The sequence below is a fragment of the Pseudomonas sp. TWR3-1-1 genome (assembly GCF_049896545.1).
Classification (GTDB): Bacteria; Pseudomonadota; Gammaproteobacteria; order Pseudomonadales; family Pseudomonadaceae; genus Aquipseudomonas; species Aquipseudomonas weihenstephanensis.
In genome coordinates this window covers 116,843-141,765 of the sequence record NZ_JAFCUO010000011.1, presented here as the reverse complement: position 1 = coordinate 141,765, position 24,923 = coordinate 116,843, and the positions used below count along the sequence as shown (strand labels likewise).

Genomic DNA, 24,923 nt, shown 5'->3' with positions numbered 1-24,923 from the left:
GTGACCCACCAAATCAGAGCGAGAGTGGATGTGAGCAAACGAGCCTATAACTTCTGCGCAGGTCCAGCTGCGCTTCCTGAAGCTGTCCTGTTGCGTGCCCAGTCCGAGTTGCTCGACTGGCATGGCAAGGGCCTGTCGGTTATGGAAATGAGCCATCGCAGCGATGAGTTCGTGTCCATTGCAACCAAGGCTGAGCAGGACCTGCGTGACCTGCTGTCTATCCCCTCGAACTACAAGGTTCTGTTTCTGCAAGGCGGCGCGAGCCAGCAATTTGCTCAGATCCCGCTGAATTTACTGCCTGAAACCGGCACAGCGGACTACATCGATACCGGTATCTGGTCGCAAAAAGCCATCGAAGAAGCTTCGCGCTTTGGCTCGGTCAACGTGGCGGCAACGGCCAAGCCGTACGACTACTTCGCGATCCCGGGTCAAAACGAATGGAATCTGACCAAGAACGCGGCCTATGTGCATTACGCGCCAAACGAAACCATTGGTGGCCTGGAATTTGACTGGGTTCCCGAGACGGGCGATGTACCGCTGGTTGCAGATATGTCTTCGGACATTCTGTCGCGTCCCGTGGATGTTTCGCGTTTTGGCATGATTTACGCAGGTGCCCAGAAGAACATTGGCCCCAGCGGTATTGTGGTTAACATCATTCGCGAAGACTTGCTGGGCCGTGCGCGCTCGATCTGCCCGACCATGCTCGATTACAAGGTCGCGGCCGATAATGGCTCGATGTACAACACGCCACCCACCTTGGCCTGGTACTTGTCGGGTCTGGTGTTTGAGTGGCTCAAGGAGCAGGGCGGCGTAGACGCTATCGGCAAGCTTAACGAAGTCAAAAAACGCACGCTGTATGACTTCATTGATGCCAGCGGCTTGTACAGCAACCCGATCAACAAGCCTGACCGCTCCTGGATGAACGTGCCGTTCCGTCTGGCAGATGACCGCCTCGACAAGCCGTTCCTGGCCGGTGCCGAGGCGCGTGGCTTGTTGAACCTCAAAGGTCACCGTTCGGTAGGCGGCATGCGCGCTTCTATCTATAACGCAGTGGATATCAACGCGGTCAACGCGCTGGTTGCCTACATGGCAGAGTTCGAGAAGGAACACGGTTGATGTCAGAGCAAGAACTCAAGGCGTTACGTGTACGCATCGACAACCTGGACGAAAAAGTTCTGGAGTTGATCAGTGAGCGTGCGCGCTGTGCGCAAGAAGTGGCGCGGGTCAAAATGGCGTCTCTGGCTGAAGGCGAAGTGCCAGTGTTTTATCGGCCTGAGCGTGAGGCTCAGGTGCTCAAGCGTGTGATGGAACGCAACAAGGGCCCGCTCGGTAACGAAGAGATGGCGCGCTTGTTCCGCGAAATCATGTCGTCGTGCCTGGCACTGGAGCAACCGCTCAAGGTGGCTTATTTGGGGCCTGAAGGCACGTTCACGCAAGCCGCCGCCATGAAGCACTTCGGCCATGCAGTCATCAGCAAGCCGATGGCTGCGATTGATGAGGTGTTTCGCGAAGTGGCAGCGGGGGCGGTCAATTTTGGTGTGGTGCCGGTAGAAAATTCTACCGAGGGCGCTGTGAACCACACGCTGGACAGCTTCCTTGAGCACGACATGGTCATTTGTGGTGAGGTGGAGCTGCGTATTCACCATCATTTGCTGGTGGGTGAAAACACCAAGACCGACAGCATTAGCCGTATCTACTCCCATGCCCAGTCGCTGGCCCAGTGCCGCAAGTGGCTGGATGCGCACTACCCCAATGTTGAGCGCATCGCTGTATCGAGCAATGCCGAAGCCGCCAAGCGAGTGAAGGGTGAGTGGAACTCGGCGGCAATTGCTGGCGATATGGCTGCGGGCCTGTATGGCTTGACGCGGCTGGCTGAAAAAATCGAAGACCGTCCGGACAACTCCACGCGGTTTTTGATGATCGGTAACCAGGAAGTACCCCCAACCGGTGATGACAAAACCTCGATCATTGTGTCGATGAGCAACCGTCCTGGTGCGCTGCATGAGTTATTGGTGCCATTCCATGAAAACGGCATCGACCTTACGCGCATCGAGACCCGCCCTTCGCGCAGTGGTAAATGGACCTATGTTTTCTTCATCGACTTTGCAGGCCATCACCGCGACCCGTTGGTCAAAAGTGTGCTGGAGCAAATCAGTCAGGAAGCGGTAGCGCTCAAAATATTGGGCTCCTACCCCAAAGCGGTTCTTTAAGGCGGTTTGACATGAGCGGTGATTTTCTCGCCCTGGCACAGCCGGGCGTGCAACAACTTTCGCCTTACGTCCCGGGCAAGCCTGTGGACGAGTTGGCGCGTGAGCTGGGCATTAGCCCTGAAACCATCGTCAAATTGGCGAGCAACGAAAACCCTATGGGCGCCAGCCCCAGGGCACTGGCAGCTATAAATGATGCGCTGGCTGAGCTAACGCGGTATCCCGATGGCAATGGCTTTGCGCTCAAAAGCTTGCTGGCCGAGCGCTGTGATGTGCAGATGGATCAGGTCACGCTGGGTAATGGGTCCAATGACATTTTGGAGCTGGTGGCGCGCGCCTATCTGGCGCCGGGCTTGAATGCCGTGTTCAGTGAGCATGCCTTTGCGGTGTATCCGATTGTGACCCAGGCGGTGGGAGCGCAAGCCCGTGTTGTTGCAGCCAAGGCATGGGGCCATGATTTGCCTGCCATGCTGGCTGCAATCGACTGCAACACGCGCGTGGTGTTCATCGCCAATCCGAATAATCCGACAGGGACCTGGTTCGATACAGATGCCTTGAACGAGTTTTTGCAGGACGTTCCACCGGGAGTGCTGGTGGTGCTGGATGAGGCCTATATCGAATACGCAGACGGCGGTGACTTGCCGGATGGTCTCGAGTTTTTGTCCGCTTATCCAAACCTGCTGGTGTCGCGTACGTTCTCCAAGGCATACGGCCTGGCGGCGTTACGTGTTGGCTACAGCCTGTCGACAGCCGTTGTGGCTGATGTGTTGAACCGCGTCAGGCAGCCATTCAACGTGAACAGTCTGGCGTTGGCCGCTGCTTGCGCAGCACTGCAGGACACGGATTACCTGGCACAAAGCCGCCGTCTGAACGACGCCGGGATGCAGCAATTGCAGGATGGCTTCCAGGTATTGGGCTTGAGCTGGATTGCTTCCAAAGGCAACTTTATTGCATTGGACCTTGGGCAAGAAGCGGCGCCTGTGTATCAGGGTCTGCTGCGTGAAGGTGTGATTGTGCGTCCGGTGGCCAACTACGGCATGCCGAACCACTTGCGCATCACGATTGGTACGCCAGCGGAAAACATTCGCTTGCTTGAGGCGTTGGCCAAGGTGCTTGTTCGTGGTTGATGTTATGTCGAGTCAGAGTGTCAGGCCTGTTTTTGGGCGCTTGGTGGTGGTTGGATTGGGTCTGATTGGCGGCTCTTTCGCCAAGGGCATGCGTGAAAGTGGTTTGTGTGCAGAGGTGGTGGGCGTCGATCTCGACGCGGCGTCACGCGCACTGGCTGTTGAGCTGGGCGTGGTCGATCGCTGTGAAACTGATTTGGCGCTGGCGTGCAAGGGCGCTGATGTGATTCAGTTGGCCGTGCCGATCCTGGCGATGGAAAAAATGCTCGCCCTGTTGGCGGGTATGGATCTGGGACCGGCGATACTGACCGACGTGGGCAGTGCCAAAGGCAATGTCGTGCGTGCGGCAACTCAGGCATTTGGTGGCATGCCGGCGCGATTCGTACCGGGGCATCCGATTGCAGGGTCAGAGCAGAGCGGCGTGGAAGCGTCCAATGCCAGCCTGTTCGAGCGGCACAAAGTTATTTTGACGCCGGTGGCCGAGACCGATGCTGCTGCGTTGGCTGTGGTTGACGCAATGTGGCGCGCCCTTGGGGCTGACGTCGAGCATATGCAAGTTGAACGTCACGATGAAGTCCTGGCGGCAACTAGCCATTTGCCACACTTGCTGGCCTTCGGTTTGGTTGACTCACTTGCCAAGCGCAATGAGAACCTCGACATTTTTCGTTACGCAGCGGGTGGCTTCCGCGATTTCACAAGAATCGCAGGTAGCGACCCGGTGATGTGGCATGACATCTTCCTTGCGAACCGCGAGGCGGTGCTGCGCACATTGGATACATTTCGCACTGATCTCGACGCCTTGCGCGACGCGGTCGATGCAGGGGACGGGCACCAGCTATTGGGCGTGTTCACGCGCGCCCGGGTTGCCCGCGAGCATTTCGGTAAAATCCTGGCCCGCCGGGCATATGTGGACCCTATGAATTCTAAAGATCTGATTTTCCTGGCAAACCCTGGTGGCCAAGCAACTGGCCGGATTCGTGTACCAGGCGATAAATCCATTTCTCACCGTTCGATCATGCTGGGTTCTTTGGCGCAAGGCACCACAGAAGTGGAAGGTTTCCTTGAGGGTGAAGACGCCCTGGCAACCTTGCAGGCATTCCGTGACATGGGCGTGGTCATCGAAGGTCCGCATCATGGTCGCGTGACCATTCATGGGGTTGGCCTGCATGGCTTGAAAGCGCCGCCTGGTCCAATTTATCTGGGCAACTCCGGGACATCGATGCGCCTGTTGTCGGGTTTGTTGGCTGCTCAACCCTTCGATACCACCCTGACAGGCGATGCGTCGCTCACCAAGCGTCCAATGAATCGGGTGGCCAATCCGTTGCGTGAAATGGGCGCGGTCATTGAGACGGCTGCCGAGGGTCGTCCGCCGATGACCATTCGTGGCGGTCACAAGCTCAAGGGCATGGATTACACCTTGCCGATGGCCAGTGCTCAGGTGAAGTCCTGCCTGCTGCTGGCCGGCTTGTACGCTGAGGGCAAAACCTCCGTCACAGAGCCGGCGCCGACCCGTGACCACACCGAGCGCATGCTGCGCGGTTTCGGCTACCCGGTAACTGTTGACGGGGCAACGGCTTCTGTTGAGTCGGGTCACACATTGACAGCGACACACATTGAAGTGCCGGGCGATATTTCCTCGTCGGCCTTCTTCCTGGTGGCGGCCTCGATCGCTGAAGGTTCTGATCTGGTGCTTGAGCATGTCGGCATCAACCCGACCCGTACCGGCGTAATCGACATCCTGCGTTTGATGGGGGCTGATATCACCCTTGAAAACGAGCGGGAAGTGGGCGGCGAGCCTGTAGCGGATCTGCATGTGCGTGCAGCCAGGCTCAAAGGCATCGAAATTCCTGAAGCCTTGGTGCCGTTGGCCATTGATGAGTTCCCGGTATTGTTCGTAGCGGCTGCGGTCGCTGAAGGGCGCACGATCCTGCGGGGCGCAGAGGAGTTGCGGGTTAAGGAGTCCGATCGCATTCAGGTCATGGCAGATGGCTTGCTGGCTTTGGGTGTGAAGTGCGAGCCAACCCCGGACGGCATCATCATTGATGGCGGCTCCATCGGTGGGGGCGAGGTTCACGGTCACGGTGACCACCGGATCTCGATGGCATTCAGTGTGGCCTCGCTGCGCGCAACTGCACCTATCCGTATCCATGACTGCGCCAACGTTGCCACCTCGTTCCCGAACTTTCTGGCCTTGTGCAAACAAGTTGGCATGCGTGTAGCGCAAGAGGCGCAATCGTGATGAATCAGGCGCCGGTGATCACTATTGATGGCCCGAGCGGTTCGGGGAAAGGGACGGTCGCGGCGCGCCTGGCCAAGGAATTGGGCTGGAACTTGCTTGATTCAGGTGCCTTGTACCGTTTGCTGGCATTGGCTGCCCGTAATCACGGTGTGAAGGTAGGTGTGGAAAACGAAGCGTTGTTGAGTCAGTTGGCCAGGCATCTGGACGTGCAGTTCGTCGGGGCGACAGAAGGTACGCCAGCCAAGATTGTTCTTGAGGGCGCAGATGTCACCCAGGATATTCGCAATGAGGATGTAGCCGCCGGGGCGTCCGAAGTTGCTGCTTTGCCCGCGGTTCGCGCGGCTTTGCTGGAACGTCAGCGTGCTTTTCAGGAGTTTCCTGGCTTGGTTGCTGATGGTCGTGACATGGGGACGGTGGTTTTTGCAGAGGCGCCACTGAAAATTTTTCTGACGGCCAGCGCCGAAGAGCGCGCTCGGCGCCGTTACTTGCAGTTGAAGGCTAAGGGCGATGATGTTAGTCTCCCGCGTCTGCTGGACGAGATATGTGCTCGCGATAAGCGTGACACGCAGCGTGCAATAGCCCCGCTCAAGCCGGCGGCTGATGCCATACAGCTAGACTCTACGGAGTTATCTGTCGAGCAGGTGCTTGAACGCATCAGAAGCGAGATCGCCCAGCGCGATATCGCCAGATGACCAAGAAAGCGTGCAGGAGACCAGAAATAGTCCTGCATGCCTTCTTTTATATGAACGTAACCCACATTGTCTGGAATGTGGCAGATGGGCGTATTCCTTCGCCCTAGATCAACAGGAATTAAAATGAGCGAAAGCTTTGCAGAACTCTTTGAAGAAAGCCTAAAAACCCTGAATCTTCAGGCAGGCTCTATCATCACCGCTATCATCGTTGATATCGATTACCAAGCTGGTTGGGTAACCGTTCACGCTGGTTTGAAGTCTGAAGGCCTCATCCCGCTGGAGCAGTTCCACAACGACGCTGGCGAACTGAACATCAACATCGGTGATGAAGTTCACGTTGCGCTGGACGCGGTCGAAGACGGCTTTGGCGAAACCAAACTGTCCCGTGAAAAAGCCAAGCGCGCTGAATGCTGGATCGTTCTGGAAGCAGCCTTCGCAGCAGAAGAAGTGGTTAAGGGCGTTATCAACGGTAAGGTTAAAGGCGGCTTCACTGTCGACGTTAACGGCATCCGTGCGTTCCTGCCAGGTTCTCTGGTTGACGTTCGTCCAGTGCGCGACACCACGCACCTGGAAGGCAAAGAGCTGGAATTCAAGGTCATCAAACTTGACCAGAAGCGCAACAACGTTGTTGTTTCGCGTCGCAGCGTACTTGAAGCAGAGAACTCGGCAGAGCGTGAAGCGCTGCTGGAATCCTTGCAAGAAGGTCAGCAAGTTAAAGGTATCGTTAAAAACCTCACGGATTACGGCGCATTCGTCGATCTGGGTGGCGTCGATGGCCTGCTGCACATCACCGACATGGCTTGGAAGCGTATCAAGCATCCTTCCGAAATCGTCAACGTTGGCGACGAGATCGATGTCAAGGTTCTGAAATACGATCGCGAGCGCAATCGTGTTTCCCTGGGCCTCAAGCAGCTGGGCGAAGATCCATGGGTTGCTATCAAAGCCCGTTACCCAGAAAGCACTCGCGTTACCGCGCGTGTAACCAACCTGACCGACTACGGCTGCTTCGCTGAGCTGGAAGAAGGCGTTGAAGGTCTGGTACACGTTTCCGAAATGGACTGGACCAACAAAAACATCCACCCTTCGAAAGTCGTACAAGTCGGCGACGAAGTGGAAGTTATGGTTCTGGACATCGACGAAGAGCGTCGTCGTATCTCCCTGGGCATCAAGCAGTGCAAATCTAACCCATGGGAAGATTTCTCTGGCCAGTTCAACAAGGGCGATAAAATCTCCGGCACCATCAAGTCGATCACCGATTTCGGTATCTTCATTGGTCTGGACGGCGGCATCGACGGCCTGGTTCACCTGTCCGACATCTCCTGGAACGAAGTGGGCGAAGAAGCCGTACGTCGTTTCAAGAAGGGCGACGAGCTGGACACCGTTATCCTGTCTGTTGATCCAGAGCGTGAGCGCATCTCCCTGGGTATCAAGCAGCTGGAAAGCGATCCGTTCTCCGAGTACGTTCAAGAGAACGACAAAGGCGCAATCGTTAAGGGCATCGTGAAAGAAGTTGACGCTAAAGGCGCCATCATCACTCTGGCCAACGATATCGAAGCGACTCTGAAAGCCTCCGAAATCAGCCGTGACCGCGTTGAAGACGCGCGCAACGTTCTGAAAGAAGGCGAAGAAGTAGAAGCCAAGATCATCAGCGTTGATCGTAAAAGCCGCGTAATCCAACTCTCCATCAAGTCGAAAGATGATGCTGAAGAGAAAGAAGCAATCCAGAGCCTGCGCGACAAGCCAGCTACCTCTGAGATCGCTGCTGGTCCGACCACTCTGGGCGACCTGCTGCGTGCACAAATGGAAAAACAGAACTAAGTTCTGATTGGCCATGAAAAAGGGCGACTTAGGTCGCCCTTTTTTGTGCCTGCGATTTGATGCGCAAACGCACCTATGGCTTTGGTAGTCGGAGGCTGGAGACAGCGTTAGCCAGCAATGTTGGTTGCTGGGGCTTCAAAAGGTGGAGGGGCGAGACGCATGTGGGTGGGAGGCGATGTGGGTGGTCGTGGGCTGCTAATAAATATTGCTTCTGTCAGGAATCGCTTCGCTGAGTATCAGCTGCACCCAGCCTCGTGATGCAGTCGGCCAAAGGTGGTTCATGAAAAGTTCCTTCAATATTCCTGAAGATAAGTCAATCCCTGGGCTGTTCAAAATCATTTGATCATGCTAAAACCTTCGGAGCGCTGATCTAGCTGCTTGAAAAAGAAGGGAAAAATATGACGAAGTCGGAGTTGATCGAACGAATTGTCACCCATCAAGGGCTGCTCTCCTCTAAAGATGTGGAGCTTGCCATCAAGACTATGCTTGAACAAATGTCACAATGCCTGGCGACAGGGGATCGTATCGAGATCCGTGGCTTTGGCAGTTTCTCACTTCACTACCGTGCTCCCCGTGTTGGGCGTAATCCAAAGACCGGCCAGTCTGTCAGTCTTGACGGTAAGTTCGTGCCTCACTTCAAGCCGGGCAAGGAATTGCGCGATCGGGTAAACGAAGATGAGGAAGATGATCTTTGATCCTTAAGGAAGAAGGAGGCGCTCATGCGTGGCTTTAAACGCACGGCTGTTGGGGTAGTCGCACTGCTGGTTTTCTTTGGTGTAATTATTTTCATACTCGAAAACCAGCAGCCCGCATCATTGACTTTTTTTGGCTGGCACACCCCTCAGTTGCCAGCCTCTTTGTTCTTTGTCGGAGCGCTGCTGGTCGGGTTGCTGATTGGTCCGCTCTTGGGTTACTTGGCCTACTGGCGCAAATCTGCCTTGCTGAAACGCAAATTGCGGACTGTTTAACCCTGCAGATCTGATTGGGCTGTGTGAGTACGGTGTTTTCCGAGCGTTGATGTGTCGAGTTGCTTCGTAGGGTATGTGCGGATCAATCTGTGCGTCTTGTCGGAGGAAAATGCCTACATACTGTCAAGTCTTGTATTGTTTGGTAATACTGGCAGAATGCGTGCTGTTCTCGATTGCCAGCTATTTTTTGTGCTTCATCTGGTGCGCAGTGATGCCAATACCCGATAGAAAATAAAAACCAAATCCAAGCACGTTAGAAAATTTCTGCATGACGAGCCCGCAGTTTCTTTTTGAAGGCAGGCCCTTGTTGTGACTAGTATTTCTCGTATACCCGGTGGCTCATCGTCGGATGAGATTGATCTGTTTGCTTTGTTCCAGGCTATTTGGCAGCAAAAGAAAATTATCATCGCCGCCACGGTCATCAGCGGGCTAGTTGCATTGGGCTATGTCTATGCTGTCACCCCTGAATACCAAGTCACCAGCGTACTGCGGCCTGCCGCCATCAATGAGCTTGATGCGCTCAATCGGTCAGGCGTTTACACGCTCCCCCCGAGTGAGGCATTGCTGAAAGTGGGTGCAAGCCTTGAGTCTTATGATTCAAGGTTAGGTTTTTTCCGTGACAATCAAGAGCTGTTTACCCAGTTCAAACGCCCGGGGCGAACCCTCGAGCAGAGCTTCGAGGAGTTCAATCGAGACTCGTTGAAGCTTGTCCTGCCCGATCCGAAAAAAGCAGATTCTTTAAGTGCGTTTATTGCCTTGGAGTTGAACTATCCCAAGGGCGTTGATGGCGTACAGATCCTTAATGGTTTTGTCGACTATGCAGTCAAGGCTGAACGTGAACAGATCGCCTCTGACCTGAAAGTGATCGTCAATAATCGGTTGACCGAATTGAAAGGTAAGATCGATGCCGCACGCTCAAGTTACGAGATGGGCAAAGAGGCGCGTATCGCCAAACTTCAAGAAGCGGACAATCTGAAGCGGGCGCAATTGCAAGATGAACTCAAAGCGCTGCGCCAACAGCTCAAAGTTGTGCGTACAGACCGTATGGCACAACTGACTGAAGCGATCGGGATCGCAAAGTCATTGGGTATTCAAAAACCGACGACACCTTCTGCGCTGGGTGATTCAGCCCGTATGGGTGATTCCAGTGTTATGCGCACTGAAATCAACAACCAGCAAATCCCGTTGTACTTTATGGGCGTCGAAGCGCTTGAGGCCGAGCGCTCGGCACTGCAACAGCGCAAAACCGATGACTTTACTGAGGGGCGCATTGCTCAAATTGCTCGTGAATTGCAATTGCTGCAAAGCAATCGTGAAGTCGAGGTTCTCAAGCAGCGTCAAAACGAAGACGTCTTCCTGAGTGGTGTTGAACCACTGCGTGCGGAAGTGGTGCGGCTTGGCAACTTGAGCAATCTCGATATTTCCAATCTGAAGCTTGTGTCTGTGGACCGTAAAGCCCTGGAACCTATGCGTCCCGTTAAGCCCCAAAAGGCACTGATCCTTGCTTTGGGGGTGCTGCTGGGTGCCATATTGGGCGTTCTGATCGTGTTGATACGTCATTTGCTTGGCACGCGCCGCGCTCAGTTGTCAGGGGTTGGCTCGCCGGTAATGACAGCAAAACTGTCAAGTGAAAAGGGTAGCGGAAAAGTCTTGCAAAACGATCGATCCTGATCGGCCCCGAGACTGGCTGAATCCCAGTCTCACTTGTGGGCTAATTGCCTCTTCATGGAGCTGTATCGAGAGCAAGCTTATGCCTTACCCGAACATCATTCACCATGGCGCTGTCACGGGCGTCACAGGTTCATGTCACCAATTGAAGATGGATGCCTACAGCAGCCTGCTAATAGACTGTGGGTTGTTTCAAGGTGGCGACAAGTCGCTTGGTAGAGGCGGTGAAGAGCAAACGCCAGCTATTACTTTTGAACTGGGTGATGTTAAAGCCTTGGTGGTCACCCATGTGCACGCGGATCACATTGGGCGCATTCCTTACTTGTTGGCCGCAGGCTTCAAAGGTCCAATTTTCTGCAGTGAACCTTCAGCGCAGTTATTGCCATTAGTGCTGGAGGATGCGTTCAAGCTTGACTTCAGTCGTGACGAAAGGGAGATCAAGCGTTACGTGAAGCGCGTACAACAGCAGATTGTCGCTTTGCCCTTCAATCAATGGTTCGTCATCGAGCAAAGTGGTGGGCTACTGGCGCGGATCCGTTTGCAAAAGGCAGGTCACATATTGGGTTCTGCCTATGTGGAGTGTGACCTTACCTACCCCCAATTAAACGTGAACCGGCGGATCGTTTTTTCCGGCGATTTGGGGGCTTCGAATGCGCCTTTACTGGCAGCCACCGTGTCGCCCGAAAAAGCCGACGTGCTGGTACTTGAAAGCACTTATGGCGATCGCCTGCATGAAGACCGTTCTACCCGCCAGGCACGGCTTGAAAGTGCCATTGAGAAAGCGTTGGCAGATCACGGCACGCTCTTGATTCCTGCGTTCAGTCTGGGGCGTACTCAAGAGTTGCTTTACGAAATCGAAGATATTCTCCATCGTAAATCGCTGCTTGCGAACTTGCCTGGCGCAGATGATGTAGACCGCACGCTACCCGTCAATTGGCCAGAGTTACCGATCATTCTCGATTCGCCACTGGCCAGTCGGCTAACAGATGAATATCAAAGCCTGGAACGCTTTTGGGCGGATGGAGCGCAACAGCGTCTAAAAGGTGGTCGTAAGCCACTTCGGTTTACACAGCTGATCACCATCGACAGTCATAAGAAACACCTTCAAACCGTCAACTACCTCAAGAGCACCGGTCGTCCGGCGATTGTGATTGCTGCAAATGGCATGTGCTCCAATGGCCGCATCGTTAATTATCTGAAGGCTATGCTCGAAAACCCCAGGCATAACGTACTCTTTATCGGTTATCAGGCAAAAGGCACGCCTGGTGCGGCCATACAAAAATTTGGCCCCCGTGGGGGTTATGTTGAATTGGAAGGCCAGCGCTGTATTATTCGCGCAGGAATCACCAGCATAGGCGGGTATTCAGCACATGCGGATCAGCAGGATTTACTGCATTTCGTCTCAAGGATAGGGCAGTGGCCTGAGGAGATACGCCTGGTGCATGGTGAGATGCCTGCAAAAGAGGCATTAGCGATTGAACTGCAAGCGTTGTACCGCACTCAAAGTCTGCCAGTTAACCTGTTGATTCCCTCGGGCTGATAAAAGCCAGCCAACATGCACACAATCACGATAAAAACACTGCGACTTGCTGTCGAAGCAACGACAAGCACGATGAAAAATCACGGAAGTACGCATAAATGAATGGTCCATGGATAAGCGTCTAGCCACTGTGCAGCGGGTACCCAGTCTTGCCGCGCAAGGCGACTGGTACTTGGTGCAATGCAAGCCCAAACAGGATGAACGAGCAGAAGACAATCTCGTGCGTCAGGGCTACGTGTGCTCACGCCCCACGTGTCGACGTGAACGACAATTGCGTGGCAAGCAGCGGCTCATCGAAGAGTCCTTGTTCCCGGGCTATCTTTTCATTCGCATGCCACATGACGCCAATTGGGCACCTTTGCGTTCAACCCGTGGCGTGAGCCGAGTGGTTGCTTTCGGCGGGCGGCCCTTGGCAGTAAGTCATGCGTTGATAACCCATCTGCAATTGCGTGCGCAGACGCATGTGATTCCTGCCTATCGCCCCGGAGATGAAGTCACGATCCTTGATGAGGGTTTCGAAGGCGTTGAGTCTATTTTCGTGGCGATGGATGGGAATGAAAGAGTGGTATTGCTGATTCATTTGATGAACCAGCAGCAACAGATTACTTTGCCCATAACCCGTATTGCTGGCCGCTAAGCTGTCCTCAGGCTTCGTGCCTGGGCAATGATGAATTTAAAACCGTTCTCAGGAAATTGACGATCAATCCTGGGGCGGTAGCGTGTTTAATCAAGAATAGAACTCAACCATTCGCCTGTCAGCGTTACAGGTGTTGAACTGAATAGATAAGGAATTGTTCAAGAGATGAACACCATCAACCGTAAAGGCATCATCCTCGCAGGTGGTTCAGGTACACGCCTGCACCCGCTGACCTTGGGCGTGTCCAAGCAGATGTTGCCGATCTACGACAAGCCTATGATCTTCTACCCGCTGTCCGTGCTCATGCTGGCCGGCATGCGTGAAATTCTGATCATCTCGACGCCTGAAGATCTGCCGTGCTTCAAGAAATTATTGGGGGATGGCAGCCAGTACGGTATTGAACTTAGCTACGCAGAGCAGCCAAGCCCTGATGGCCTGGCGCAGGCCTTTATCATTGGCGAAGCATTCATTGGTAATGACCCGGTTTGTTTGATTCTTGGCGACAACATTTTTTACGGTCAGCACTTCTCGGATAACTTGCGCAGTGCAATGTCGCAGGCCAGTGGTGCAACGGTGTTTGGTTATCATGTTTCTGACCCCGAGCGCTTTGGTGTTGTCGAGTTTGACGCTACGGGCCGTGCATTAAGTATTGAAGAGAAACCTGAAAAGCCGAAGTCAAACTATGCGGTAACGGGTTTGTATTTCTACGACAACCAAGTAGTAGAAATTGCCAAAAATATAAAACCGTCCCCGCGCGGTGAGCTTGAAATTACAGACGTGAATCGCGCCTATCTGGACCAGAAAGGTTTGACCGTAGAAATGTTGGGGCGCGGGTTTGCCTGGTTAGACACTGGCACTCACGAGTCCCTGCTCGAAGCGAGTCATTTCGTGCATACCATCGAGCAGCGTCAGGGCTTGAAAGTGGCGTGCCTTGAAGAGATTGCATTCAATAACGGCTGGATTACAGCTGACGTGCTACGTGCTCAGGCAGAAAAACTCAAGAAAACAGGCTATGGCCAATACCTCTACAAACTGTTGTCGGAGAAATCAGCCTGATGAATTTCGTCCAGACGGCCTTGCCAGGCGTGGTGTTGATCGAACCTAAAGTGTTCGAAGATGACCGCGGTTGGTTTATGGAAAGCTTCAATGAGCGGCGTTTCGCAGACGGTCTTTTTCAGTTGGGCCTCCCCATTCCCAAGCCGTTTGTACAAGACAATCAGTCGTGCTCAAAGAAAGGCGCGCTGCGCGGCCTGCATTACCAGCTTGAGCCTTTTGCACAAGGCAAGCTGGTGAGCGTGACGCAAGGTGCTGCGTTCGATGTTGCCGTGGATATTAGGGAGGGTTCACCCACCTTCGGCCAATGGATCGGTGTGGAGCTGAGTGCATCAAACAAAAAAATGCTGTGGATACCTGAAGGGTTTGCACATGGTTTTGTAGCACTAGAAGACAATACCCATTTCCATTACAAGACCACGAACTTCTACAACAAAAATGCAGAGCGCAGCGTGCTTTGGAATGATGCGACGCTGGCCATTAAGTGGCCTGCGTTAGAAGACTATCTGGTCAGTGATAAAGACCAGATTGCACCACGGTTAGAGCAGGCAGAACTTCCCTCGTGGCTGGCCGAGTCAACGGATGAAGTTCGAACCCTGAAAGTTATCGGTGATGAGCGGGGTAGCCTGGTTGCCTTAACCCGCGGCCTGGCCGTGCCCTTTACGATCAAAAGGGTTTATTACCTGTTTGGCACGCAAGAAAATATCAGCCGCGGCTTTCACGCGCACAAGCAATTGGATCAAATGGCTGTCTGCATATCGGGTCGATGCCGAATGATGCTGGACGATGGTACGAGCAAAAAAGATATCTGGTTAGACCGACCTGACAAAGGCGTGTTGATCAAAAGCAAAATCTGGCATGAGATGCATGAGTTTTCTGCGGATTGCGTGATGATGGTGCTTGCAAGTGATGAATACGATGAGAGTGATTATATTCGTAACTATGAATCGTTCATGTCATGGGTAAGTAAAGATGCAGAGTAAATCAGGCAAAACGATACGCTTGGATCTTGCCGTTCCCGACGATGCGCAGTTTATACACTCCTTGCGCGTGGACCCGACATATAACACGCACTTGTCACACGTGACGGGTGGTGTTGCCAGCCAGGCGGAGTGGTTAAAAAATTACAAGCTGCGTGAAGCACAAGGGCATGAATTTTATTTTGTGATCCGTCGCATCGATAACAATGTGCCGGTCGGCACTGTGCGCTTGTACGATTTCCAGCCCGGGCGGGCTTCTTTTTCTTGGGGCAGCTGGATTCTCAATAAAGACAAAACACCCAAGGCCGCAATTGAAAGTGCAATGCTGGTGTACGCCGTAGGCTTCGAGGAGCTGGGATTCAAGTCCTGCCATTTCGAAGTGAGAAAGGAGAATGGAGGCGTTATTAAGTTTCACGAGCGTCTGGGGGCACAGAAGGTCCGTGAGGATGCAGACAATGACTATTTTGTAATGACGCCTGCGGTGTATAAGCCTTTTCTCGAAAAAAACAGTCACTTCATCAGTGTGGTAGAAAAATGATCCCGTTCCTGGATTTGAAAAGTATTAATGCTCAGTACGCTGATGAACTGAAAGCGGCCTGTTCCCGTGTAATAGATTCGGGTTGGTACATTCAGGGCAATGAGTTAAAAGCCTTCGAGTCGGCTTTCGCGCAATACTGTGGCACCGAGTACAGCCTCGGGGTCGCCAATGGTCTGGACGCGCTGACATTAGTGCTGTCTGCCTGGAAAGTACTGGGCAAAATTCAGGACGGGGATGAAGTGATCGTCCCGGCCAATACCTACATTGCTAGTATCTTGGCGATCTCGGCAAATGGCCTGGTTCCAGTGCTCGTTGAGCCGGATCTAGAAACGTATAACCTGGATGTCACGTTGATTGAAAAAGCCATCACGCCAAGAACGCGGGCTATCTTGCCTGTGCATCTATATGGCCGTTTGGTGGACATGCCTGCTCTCATGACGCTTGCCAAGCGTCACGATCTATTGGTGCTAGAAGACTGTGCCCAATCTCATGGCGCTCACATAGACGGCACAAAAGCAGGCAACTGGGGCGATGCTGCAGGTTTTAGTTTCTATCCGGGCAAAAACTTGGGCGCATTGGGCGATGCTGGCGCGATTACCACGAATGATCCGATCTTGGCAGAAACGGTACTGGCACTCAGAAACTACGGCTCTCATGAAAAGTACCGCAATCTTTATCAGGGCGTGAACAGTCGCCTGGATGAGATTCAGGCGGCTGTCTTGAGTGTGAAATTAAACTACCTGGATAAAGAAACTCAGCGCCGGTGCGAGATTGCCGAACGGTACGTAGCTGAAATCAAAAATCCGCTGCTCGTTCTGCCGCAGGTACCAGAGCAGGGTCAGCATGCATGGCACCTTTTTGTCATCCGCAGTGCGCACCGTTCTGAGTTCCAGCAGTACTTGCAGACGCAAGGTGTGCAGACACTGATTCATTACCCGATCCCACCGCACAAACAGCAAGCTTATAAAGAGCTGAGCGAATTATCGCTGCCTGTCTCAGAGCTGATTCACGATCAAGTCGTTAGCCTGCCAATGGGACCGACATTGACCGACGAACAAGTCACGGCTGTGATCAGTGCGTGCAACACCTTTGCGGTACGCGATTAGTACTATGAATCTTATTAGAACCGGCTTGTTGAATGGCATCGCAGTACTGATAAAAATGCTGACCCTGCTGGGGATTAATAAAGTCCTGGCGCTGTATGTAGGGCCATCAGGCTATGCAGCGTTGGGGCAGTTTCAAAATGCTGTACAAATGATTACTACCTTTTCCAGTGGGGCGATTAACACGGGGGTCACGAAATACACAGCGCAGTACCATGCAGACGAAGAAAAGCAACGCAGAGTCTGGCAGGCATCAGGCACAATCGCCTTAGTGGGTAGCGTGTTGACAGCGTTGGTGATTGTTTATTTTAGTCACGAACTGGCAGCGTTCTTTCTTAAGGACAGGGCGCTCAATGGTGTGTTCATCTGGTTTGCTGCGACCTTGGCTTTCTTCACGTTGAACACATTGTTGTTGGCGATTCTGAACGGCAAAAAAGAAATTGTTCTTTATGTGACCGCCAATATTGCCGGGAGTATCTTTGCGCTATTGGTCACCGGTGGCCTTACGATCTACTTTGGTTTGTACGGTGCTCTAGTTGCATTGGCGGTGTACCAGTCGTTGAGCTTTTTCATTACGTTGTATCTGTGCACCACGCGTCCGTGGTTCAAAGTTAGATACTTGTTCGGTCGTGTGGATAAAGAAACGGCCCTGAACTTAAGCAAGTTTACGGCCATGGCTCTCACGTCTGCGGCCTGCATGCCGGTCTGCCAAATTCTCATTCGTGATTACTTGGGAGAGAGCATAAGCTGGGAGGCGGCTGGCTACTGGGAGGCCATGTGGCGACTCAGTGCCGCCTACCTGATGCTGATGACCACCACGCTGAGTGTTTATTATTTACCGCGTTTATCAGAGCTCGTCGGGCTGTCTGATATTAAGAAAGAGATCTTGAACGGTTATAAAATAATTGTGCCGTTCACGGTCGTTGCAGCATTGATTATTTACCTATTAAAAGACTTCATTATCCAAGTGTTATTTTCCAGCGAGTTTGCACCCATGCGCGAGCTTTTCGGCTGGCAGGTGGTGGGCGACATCATGAAGATATGCAGTTGGTTGTTTGCCTATGTGATGCTGGGTAAAGCCATGTTTAAGCTGTTTATGGTGACGGAGATTGTCTTTTCAATCACGCTTTATGTATTGACAAGGCTGCTGTGCGATAAGTACGGGCTGGTAGGTACTGCGATGGCTTATACAGTAAATTATGCATGCTATTGGGCAGTTGTTGTGGTGTGCGTTAACTATACACTCAAGAATAAATCAGTGGGTATGGTAGAGAAATGTTAACAGTCATTGTTCCCGCGTATAATCACGAAGACTTTATAATTGAATGCCTGGAGTCCATCGTTAAGATTGAGCTTCCTGATTTTAAAGTTATCGTGGTCGATGATGGTTCAGTTGACGCTACAGCAGAGAGGGTTTCTAAATTTGTTGAAGCCCACCCCTTTGTTGCGATTGAACTGGTGACTAAGAAGAATGCCGGTTTAGTGTCCTCGTTGAATCTAGGGCTTGCGATGTCAGCTGAGGGATACATTTATTTTGTTGCATCAGATGATATACCGTGTCCCGAGGGACTGGTGAGTTGTATTAACGCGTTAGACCAAGATCCATCTTTAAATTTTTGTGTGGGTGGCGGGGTCAATTTTTTTGAAGAGGGTGGTCAATCCGAAACCCCTATCTATGGAGCTGCTCAAAACCGTTTTTTTAAAATGAAAGGCTGTGATCGGGAAGCTGAAATGTTTCTCAGGTACCCATCGCCGATACTCCTACAGTCTACGGTTTTCAGGGTTGCTGCCCTCAAGGCGATAGGGGGGTGGGATAACAAGCTGACGCTTGATGATTTTCCGACGTTTGTAAAGCTGCTCACTCTGTATCCGGAGTGTGATAAGGACTTCCTGTTTAAGCCGGAAATAAATGTGGTTCATTATCGGCAACATGGATCCAATAGCTATAAAAATATGTTGCGGCATTTTAAAATTGTTCGCCAGAGTTTGATTGCTTTAACACCTGCCTACCTTAAGCCCCGAGCATTGGGCACTGCGGTAGGGTTTTATACGTTGGTTGCTTTAAAGCGTTTGGACGTGCGGACGGCGCTATCTATATTGTTCAGCTCAGGTGCAAAAGCATTTGGGTATGGCCTGATGGCGATGGCAAGTCTGATCTGTGCTAAAGCAAAACACTATAGCGTGAGAGAGGGAAAATGAGCTCGGGTGAGTTTTTTGTTGTTTTTTTCAATAATCTTCCTCTTTTTCTGATATGGATGTTTGCTTGCTGTTTAGCACTCTATTTGTCCGTACGGAAGGTGGCGCCAGCGGCGTATCTGGATCCGCTGCATTTCTATTTTACATTCACCTTTGGCACCTCCTATGGGATTATCATCGGGCTTTATGCACTAGGCCTGATATCTGATTTTCTTTTTTATACAGTCTTTGGCTATGCAGTGTTATTTATTGTGAGCTTTAGGGCGTTTATTGTGCGCTCTCCGATACGATTGTTTAAGGCAGTCAATGTGCTCCTGATTCCTAAGGGGAGTGGTATCGTAGAGTTTTATGTTTTGCTATGTGTCTATATTTTATTACTTGTTTTTCTGGTTCTGCAAATTGGTTTGGGTATTACAGCCGAAACTAACAGATTTGAACAGAATCGTGGCTATGGTGCTTTTGTACGTGTCGCGGACGGTGTCAGAGTTTTTGTAATTGCGTACTTGACACTGCTGGTGTGCAAGCAATGGCTGACGTATAGGCGTCTGGGCATTAAATATTACGCGCTGATATTTTTTATCCTTTTAATTGCTGTATTGAGCTCGGCTGTGAACGGTGCGAAGTTTGCCATGCTTGAAGCCCTTTACAGTAGTTTTGTGGCAATCGCAATTTTTCATCGCAAAGCTAAGTTTCGGTTGATATATGCGGGTGGGGTATTTGCTATTGCGCTTGTGTTTGCATTGTTTGTGCTGTCAATAAATCTGGAGAAAGCGGGCTTCGATAAAGATTCACAGCCGACGTATATGGACGGTGGAAGTGTACTTGTTGAGCGTTTGATGCTGCGTGTATTAGGGAATGCCGACAAATATTTTTTGACCCTGCCCAATGATGTGATCGATAAGCTTGAGACTGATGCTCTGTGGGTGAGGTTTCTTTCTCCAGTGGTAGGTTCCACGATGCTGAGTAAGCGGTTGGGGTATACGGTGAATAACTTCAACGTCGGGCGACAGGCGTTGCTTTATTATTTTCCGGGCCATGAGATATCAGGGGGGCCAACCAGTCATTTTGATTTGTTCGCCTATAAATATTTTGGTGTTTATTTTGGTTGGGTGTGGGTGCTCTTTTCAGGCTTTGTATTTGCGTGCATTGTATCGCTGAGCAGGCTGGGGACGGGGAATCTATATTTTACGGCGATTGTGACGACACTTTGGCTGCGTGGCCTACCGATGCTACTTGAGCCGTCTGTAGGGTTTGCTTATATCTTAGACGTAGTGATTATTTTTTCTTTACTTAAGCTTGTCTGTTGTTTGCTTCCTCGTAAAACGGATGTAGAAAAATGATCTCGCCAAAATTTTCTGAAAATAACATCGCTCAAAAAACAGCCATTGTTGTCACAACCTACAACCCTGAGATGTTGGACTTTAGCAAAAACCTGGCGAGTTATGCCGCTCAGGTGGGAAGCGTTATTGTGTGCGATAACTCTGACGCCTCAAGTGCGAAAGAGGATATTAAACGCTTATTAGAAACGATTCCTAATGCAGCATTGCTCTGCTTCAATGAAAACCTGGGTATTGCCGAAGCACAAAATAGAGGTATAAGGCTTGCGGCCTCTCAAGGCGCTACTTATTTCATTGAAATGGATCAAGACTCCAGTTTGCCTGGGGATTATGTCGAGCGCATTATCCGGTCTTATCAGTACCTGATTGAAGCAGGTCATTCAGTCGGTGGGGTGGGTCCCGTCGCCGTGAGTGCGAAGGACGGCGCCTATTACCATGGCGTTAAAGAGCCGCAAGGATTGATGAAGGTCGAAAAGACCCTGAGCTCAGGTTTTTTCTTTTCGCTTGAGGCATTTAAAGCGGTTGGCGACAAAGACAGTGACCTTTTTATTGATTACGTTGACTGGGATTGGTGTTGGAGAAGCAATGTAAAAGGGCTGGGTATTTTTGTAGACACCGAGTTGGCCATGCAGCACATGCTGGGTGAGGGCCATAGAAAAATCCTGTTTTTTTCGGTGGGCATGCCAGCCCCCATACGGCACTACTACCAGTACCGCAACGGGTTGTATATGTTGACAAGACGTCATGTTCCGTTGCGATGGAAGTTTGAACGTGCTGTCATATTGATGTTGAAGTTACCTGTTTATATGTTTTTTTCAGAGCGTGGCAAAGCCCGAAGGGCTTACATAGTTAAAGCGTTTAGAGATGTGATGTCTGGAAAAAAAGGACGGCTTGTCGACTGACCGTAAAGTGTCAGGTTTCATAGATGAAAAATAATTCATAATTGTTGATGGGGTGAAGTGATTTCGCTCAATCAAGACCGTGTATTTTAGCCTGCAGTAAAATCAAATTGAATTATCAGGGTGGTAAGCAGTGTGTGGATTCGCAGGCTTTTTAAAGAAAACGGCTTTATTGAATGATCCGACCAACACCCTGCGCAACATGGGGCTGGCGATAGTAAATCGTGGGCCAGACTCCAGTGGCGAATGGTTTTGCGCTGAGCACGGTATTGGGTTGTCCCATCGAAGGCTCGCCATTGTGGATATGACGGCGTCTGGTCATCAGCCAATGTTTTCCAGCAGTGGCCGTTATGTCATGGCTTTCAATGGTGAGATTTATAACCATCTGGAGCTAAGAAAGGTATTGGAGGAGGCTAATCCTTCACTGACATGGAAGGGGACCTCAGACACGGAAACTATGCTTGCCAGTTTTGAGCATTACGGTCTCTTGGGTGGGCTTGATACCTTGGTGGGCATGTTTGCAGCCGCGGTGTGGGACACGCAGGCGCAGGCGCTCTATTTGTTTCGAGACCGGTTAGGTGAAAAGCCTCTTTATTACGGATGGCAAGACGATACATTTTTATTCGGTTCTGAGCTTAAGGCACTCAAGGCACACCCCGCCTTCAACGCTGATATCTACCGACCCGGTATATCGCTTCTACTGCGTTATGGCTATATTCCGGCGCCGTACTCAATTTATGAAAACATTTTCAAACTTGAGGCGGGCGAATATGCGTGTGTCTCAAGCCGTCAACCTGAGGTGCAAGTAACAAAGTATTGGGATGTGGCGGACGTTATAAAGTCTTCCGTGAACGATCCTTTCAAGGGTAATGCACCTGAAGCAACCGCGCATTTGGAAACCTTGTTAGAGACCACCATATCCCAGCAAATGCTTGCCGACGTTCCATTGGGTTCTTTTTTATCGGGTGGTATTGACTCTTCTTTGATTGTTTCTCTGATGCAGAAACAATCGAGTCGTCCCGTGAAGACATTTTCTATCGGTTTTGACGATAAGTCTTATGATGAGGCTGGCTACGCCAAGGCTGTAGCAGCTCATCTGAAGACCGAACATCATGAGTTGTATGTGTCTTCAGCTGATGCTTTGGATGTGATCCCCAAGTTACCGAGCATCTATGATGAACCCTTCTCTGATTCATCACAGATTCCGACTTATCTTGTTTCTGCACTCGCACGCGAGCAGGTTACTGTCTCGCTTTCAGGTGATGGCGGAGATGAATTATTTTGTGGTTACAATCGCTACAAGATGACGGCCAAATTTTGGTCGGCACTCAAGAAAGTGCCACGGCCGATACGGTCGCTGTCCAGTGCCATGTTGACTTCGATCTCTCCAGCTACGCTCGATCTGTTAGCCAGTAAGGTACCCAAGCTATCGGGCTATGGCAGTGTCGGAGATAAAGTCCACAAAGCCGCCCGTGTAATGTCCTCTCGCAGTGCACAAGATATCTATGTGGGGCTAGTTTCAAAACACCCCAACCCGCAAACGTTGGTGATAAATGGTGTCGAGCCCGACACATGTTTGATCGGTAACACGCCTGATTTCACTGCGCTCGATGATATTCAGCAGATGATGGCCCTGGATACCCTGTCGTATTTGCCTGAAGGGGTACTGACCAAGCTGGACAGGGCCTCGATGGCTGTGTCACTCGAAGGTCGGGCGCCCTTTTTGGATCACCGAGTCTTTGAATTTGCCTGGCAATTGCCTTTGTCTATGAAAATGCAAGGCAATGACTCGAAGTGGATACTGCGGCAGATTTTATATAAATATGTGCCACAAGCGCTGATTGATCGTCCAAAGATGGGATTCGGCGTACCGCTTAGGGATTGGTTGTGCGGGCCTTTGCGTGAGTGGGCTGAAACACTTCTCGATGAGCAACGGCTTGTTCAGGAAGGGTATTTCAATGTACCGGCGGTGCGTGCCTTGTGGGCGCAGCATGCAGGTGGACGTTATGACCGATCTGGAATATTGTGGGCCATTTTGATGTTTCAAGCATGGCTGCAAGAACAATAGATCCGGTCACGTCGAGACAGTGTTATGCGCGAATTCCATTGAGGTCCATATTTTGAACACTACGTTTTCTGTTCTGATGTCCATCTATAAAGATGAGACGCCTTCGAACCTACGCCAATGCTTGGAAAGTCTGGAGGCTCAGACATTAAAAGCGACGGATGTTGTGTTGGTTGAAGACGGTGTGATTGATGCGGTGCTCCAGAGCACGATTGAAGAATTCAGGCACTCACTGAATATCAAGAGCGTCAGACTGGCACAGAATATTGGCTTGGCTGCGGCTCTCAATAAGGGGCTTGAGTCTTGTGACCACGCGTTCGTCGCGCGGATGGACACGGATGATGTGTGCTTGCCTGAGCGCTTTGAAAAACAGATTGGTTTTTTAATGGCGCACCCTGAAATTGCGGTCGTAGGGGCGTTGGTCGAGGAATACGACGTCACTATGAGTGTAGCTAGCGGCATACGTCACACGCCCTCGCAACACGTAGACATTATGGCTTTTGCCAAGCGCCGTAGCCCGCTGAGCCACCCGACTGTGGTGTTCAGGAAAGAGGCAGTTTTGGCCGTGGGCGGCTATCCATTGTTCCGAAAAGCTCAAGATTATGCGTTGTGGTCGCTTATGTTACAGCGCGGGTACACGCTGCATAACGTGCCGGAAGTCCTGCTCAATATGCGCGCAGGGGCCGGTATGATGGAGCGCCGTAAAGCCGATCATTTGAAATATGAGCTGGCCATTTTGAAATACCAGAAAAGCATCGGCTTTTTAACGCCGAGTGAGTACCTCTTCAATGTGTGTGCGCGGTCGATCACTCGTCTGTCGCCTTCATTTGTAAGAACATTGATTTATAAATTCGCGCGCTGAGTGACAGACACCATGAAGATTTTAGTAACCGGGGCCGCTGGTTTTATTGGTCATGCATTAGTTAAACGCCTGGCCAGTTGCGCGACCTCCATTGTGGGCATTGATAATCTCAATGACTATTATGATGTTGAGCTTAAACACAGTCGACTGAAAGAGTTGGAAGCGGTCACCAACTTTCAGTTTATGAAGGCCGACATCAGTGATGCGACTCAGCTGAATGAGATTTTTCAATCGCATCAGTTTGATGTGGTTGTCAATCTCGCTGCCCAGGCGGGCGTTCGCTATTCGATTGAGAATCCGTCAGCCTACATTCAGGCTAACGTCGTGGGATTCTTTAATATCTTAGAAGCGTGTCGCCATTTTGCTGTTAAGCATCTTCTGTATGCGTCTTCCAGCTCTGTCTACGGGCTTAACAAAAAGACGCCATTCAGTGTTGACGATTCGGTGGATAACCCAATCAGTTTGTATGCCGCGACCAAAAAGTCGAATGAGCTTATGGCTCATACGTATGCACACCTTTATAAGTTCAAGACCACCGGCCTGCGATTTTTTACCGTCTACGGTCCTTGGGGTCGGCCGGACATGGCGATGTTCAAATTCACCAAGTCTATTTTCGAAGGTAAACCCATTGATATCTACAATAATGGCGAGCTTTCACGGGACTTTACGTACATCGATGACATCGTCGAGGCGGTCTCTGCGCTGGTTCAGCGTTCGCCGCGTGCTGATGAACCGCTTTACCACGTCTACAACATTGGCCATGGCAGCCCTGTCAAATTGATGGACTTTGTGCGAGCCGTGGAAAAAGCAGCTGATAAAAAAGCCATTTACAACTATCTGCCTATGCAAGCTGGCGATGTATCCCAAACCTGGGCTGATACGCAAGCGTTGTACGAGGCTACCGGTTGTCGCCCCGCGGTGAAAATTGAAGAGGGCTCCGAACGCTTCGTTTCGTGGTTCAAAAATTATTACAATGTTTAATATTTGAAAATGCAGG

Annotated in this window: 22 protein-coding genes and 1 pseudogene; all 23 read left to right on the top strand. The window is 51.3% G+C overall.

Features of this window, described 5'->3' with window-relative positions; all coding sequences use genetic code 11:
* Window positions 1–30: 30 nt before the first annotated feature.
* The gene (serC, locus tag ACP7A4_RS20550; RefSeq protein WP_048365712.1) at window positions 31–1,116 is read left to right on the top strand and encodes a 3-phosphoserine/phosphohydroxythreonine transaminase; all 1,086 of its coding nucleotides are present in this window, start codon (window positions 31–33) and stop codon (window positions 1,114–1,116) included.
* Entirely contained in the window at window positions 1,116–2,210 is a 1,095-nt protein-coding gene (gene pheA, locus ACP7A4_RS20545) for a prephenate dehydratase (protein ID WP_048365585.1), read from the top strand. The genes serC and pheA overlap by 1 nt, the downstream gene beginning before the upstream one ends.
* Before the next feature lie 11 nt (window positions 2,211–2,221).
* Window positions 2,222–3,334: a histidinol-phosphate transaminase gene (hisC, locus tag ACP7A4_RS20540; protein ID WP_059764133.1), complete on the top strand. Its 1,113-nt coding sequence runs from the start codon at window positions 2,222–2,224 to the stop codon at window positions 3,332–3,334.
* Window positions 3,335–3,338: 4 nt separating this feature from the next.
* Window positions 3,339–5,570 carry a bifunctional prephenate dehydrogenase/3-phosphoshikimate 1-carboxyvinyltransferase gene (locus tag ACP7A4_RS20535; protein WP_426248074.1) on the top strand — a complete coding sequence of 744 codons (2,232 nt, stop codon included), beginning with the start codon at window positions 3,339–3,341 and terminating at the stop codon, window positions 5,568–5,570.
* On the top strand, window positions 5,570–6,262 hold the full coding sequence (gene cmk / locus ACP7A4_RS20530) for a (d)CMP kinase (RefSeq protein ID WP_426248073.1): 693 nt from the start codon (window positions 5,570–5,572) through the stop codon (window positions 6,260–6,262). The genes ACP7A4_RS20535 and cmk overlap by 1 nt, the downstream gene beginning before the upstream one ends.
* A 123-nt stretch (window positions 6,263–6,385) precedes the next feature.
* The gene (gene rpsA, locus ACP7A4_RS20525; RefSeq protein ID WP_059764129.1) at window positions 6,386–8,080 is read left to right on the top strand and encodes a 30S ribosomal protein S1; all 1,695 of its coding nucleotides are present in this window, start codon (window positions 6,386–6,388) and stop codon (window positions 8,078–8,080) included.
* A 398-nt stretch (window positions 8,081–8,478) separates the two neighbouring features.
* Window positions 8,479–8,775, top strand: coding sequence for an integration host factor subunit beta (gene ihfB, locus ACP7A4_RS20520; protein ID WP_048365589.1), 297 nt, complete (start codon window positions 8,479–8,481; stop codon window positions 8,773–8,775).
* 24 nt (window positions 8,776–8,799) lie between these two features.
* Entirely contained in the window at window positions 8,800–9,048 is a 249-nt protein-coding gene (locus ACP7A4_RS20515) for a lipopolysaccharide assembly protein LapA domain-containing protein (RefSeq protein ID WP_426248072.1), read from the top strand.
* Between the two features lie 309 nt (window positions 9,049–9,357).
* On the top strand, window positions 9,358–10,719 hold the full coding sequence (locus tag ACP7A4_RS20510) for a Wzz/FepE/Etk N-terminal domain-containing protein (protein WP_426248071.1): 1,362 nt from the start codon (window positions 9,358–9,360) through the stop codon (window positions 10,717–10,719).
* Window positions 10,720–10,798: 79 nt separating this feature from the next.
* A complete protein-coding gene (locus ACP7A4_RS20505) occupies window positions 10,799–12,256 on the top strand; it encodes an MBL fold metallo-hydrolase RNA specificity domain-containing protein (protein ID WP_426248069.1) in 1,458 nt (485 codons plus the stop codon).
* A gap of 109 nt (window positions 12,257–12,365) precedes the next feature.
* A complete protein-coding gene (rfaH, locus tag ACP7A4_RS20500; protein ID WP_177332396.1) occupies window positions 12,366–12,893 on the top strand; it encodes a transcription/translation regulatory transformer protein RfaH in 528 nt (175 codons plus the stop codon).
* 165 nt (window positions 12,894–13,058) lie between these two features.
* Window positions 13,059–13,949 (top strand): glucose-1-phosphate thymidylyltransferase RfbA, encoded by an 891-nt coding sequence (rfbA, locus tag ACP7A4_RS20495; RefSeq protein WP_059764122.1) that lies wholly within the window; start codon window positions 13,059–13,061, stop codon window positions 13,947–13,949.
* Window positions 13,949–14,503: pseudogene (gene rfbC / locus ACP7A4_RS20490) on the top strand (dTDP-4-dehydrorhamnose 3,5-epimerase); the annotation flags it as partial. The gene rfbA and the pseudogene rfbC, both read left to right, overlap by 1 nt.
* A 9-nt stretch (window positions 14,504–14,512) precedes the next feature.
* Window positions 14,513–14,929 carry a sugar 3,4-ketoisomerase gene (locus tag ACP7A4_RS20485; RefSeq protein WP_426248087.1) on the top strand — a complete coding sequence of 139 codons (417 nt, stop codon included), beginning with the start codon at window positions 14,513–14,515 and terminating at the stop codon, window positions 14,927–14,929.
* Complete coding sequence (locus tag ACP7A4_RS20480) at window positions 14,919–15,464, top strand: GNAT family N-acetyltransferase (protein WP_426248068.1); 546 nt, start codon at window positions 14,919–14,921, stop codon at window positions 15,462–15,464. Before ACP7A4_RS20485 ends, ACP7A4_RS20480 begins: the two co-directional genes overlap by 11 nt.
* Window positions 15,461–16,570: a DegT/DnrJ/EryC1/StrS family aminotransferase gene (locus ACP7A4_RS20475; protein ID WP_426248067.1), complete on the top strand. Its 1,110-nt coding sequence runs from the start codon at window positions 15,461–15,463 to the stop codon at window positions 16,568–16,570. The genes ACP7A4_RS20480 and ACP7A4_RS20475 overlap by 4 nt, the downstream gene beginning before the upstream one ends.
* Before the next feature lie 4 nt (window positions 16,571–16,574).
* The gene (locus tag ACP7A4_RS20470; RefSeq protein ID WP_426248066.1) at window positions 16,575–17,849 is read left to right on the top strand and encodes an O-antigen translocase; all 1,275 of its coding nucleotides are present in this window, start codon (window positions 16,575–16,577) and stop codon (window positions 17,847–17,849) included.
* Window positions 17,843–18,766 (top strand): glycosyltransferase family 2 protein, encoded by a 924-nt coding sequence (locus tag ACP7A4_RS20465; RefSeq protein ID WP_426248064.1) that lies wholly within the window; start codon window positions 17,843–17,845, stop codon window positions 18,764–18,766. The genes ACP7A4_RS20470 and ACP7A4_RS20465 overlap by 7 nt, the downstream gene beginning before the upstream one ends.
* Window positions 18,763–20,103: a hypothetical protein gene (locus ACP7A4_RS20460; protein WP_426248063.1), complete on the top strand. Its 1,341-nt coding sequence runs from the start codon at window positions 18,763–18,765 to the stop codon at window positions 20,101–20,103. Before ACP7A4_RS20465 ends, ACP7A4_RS20460 begins: the two co-directional genes overlap by 4 nt.
* Entirely contained in the window at window positions 20,100–21,002 is a 903-nt protein-coding gene (locus tag ACP7A4_RS20455) for a glycosyltransferase family 2 protein (RefSeq protein ID WP_426248062.1), read from the top strand. The genes ACP7A4_RS20460 and ACP7A4_RS20455 overlap by 4 nt, the downstream gene beginning before the upstream one ends.
* 130 nt (window positions 21,003–21,132) lie before the next feature.
* On the top strand, window positions 21,133–23,067 hold the full coding sequence (asnB, locus tag ACP7A4_RS20450; protein ID WP_426248061.1) for an asparagine synthase (glutamine-hydrolyzing): 1,935 nt from the start codon (window positions 21,133–21,135) through the stop codon (window positions 23,065–23,067).
* Between the two features lie 52 nt (window positions 23,068–23,119).
* Window positions 23,120–23,926: a glycosyltransferase gene (locus ACP7A4_RS20445; RefSeq protein WP_203302741.1), complete on the top strand. Its 807-nt coding sequence runs from the start codon at window positions 23,120–23,122 to the stop codon at window positions 23,924–23,926.
* 12 nt (window positions 23,927–23,938) lie between these two features.
* Window positions 23,939–24,907, top strand: coding sequence for an SDR family NAD(P)-dependent oxidoreductase (locus ACP7A4_RS20440; protein WP_059764106.1), 969 nt, complete (start codon window positions 23,939–23,941; stop codon window positions 24,905–24,907).
* Window positions 24,908–24,923 lie beyond the last annotated feature (16 nt).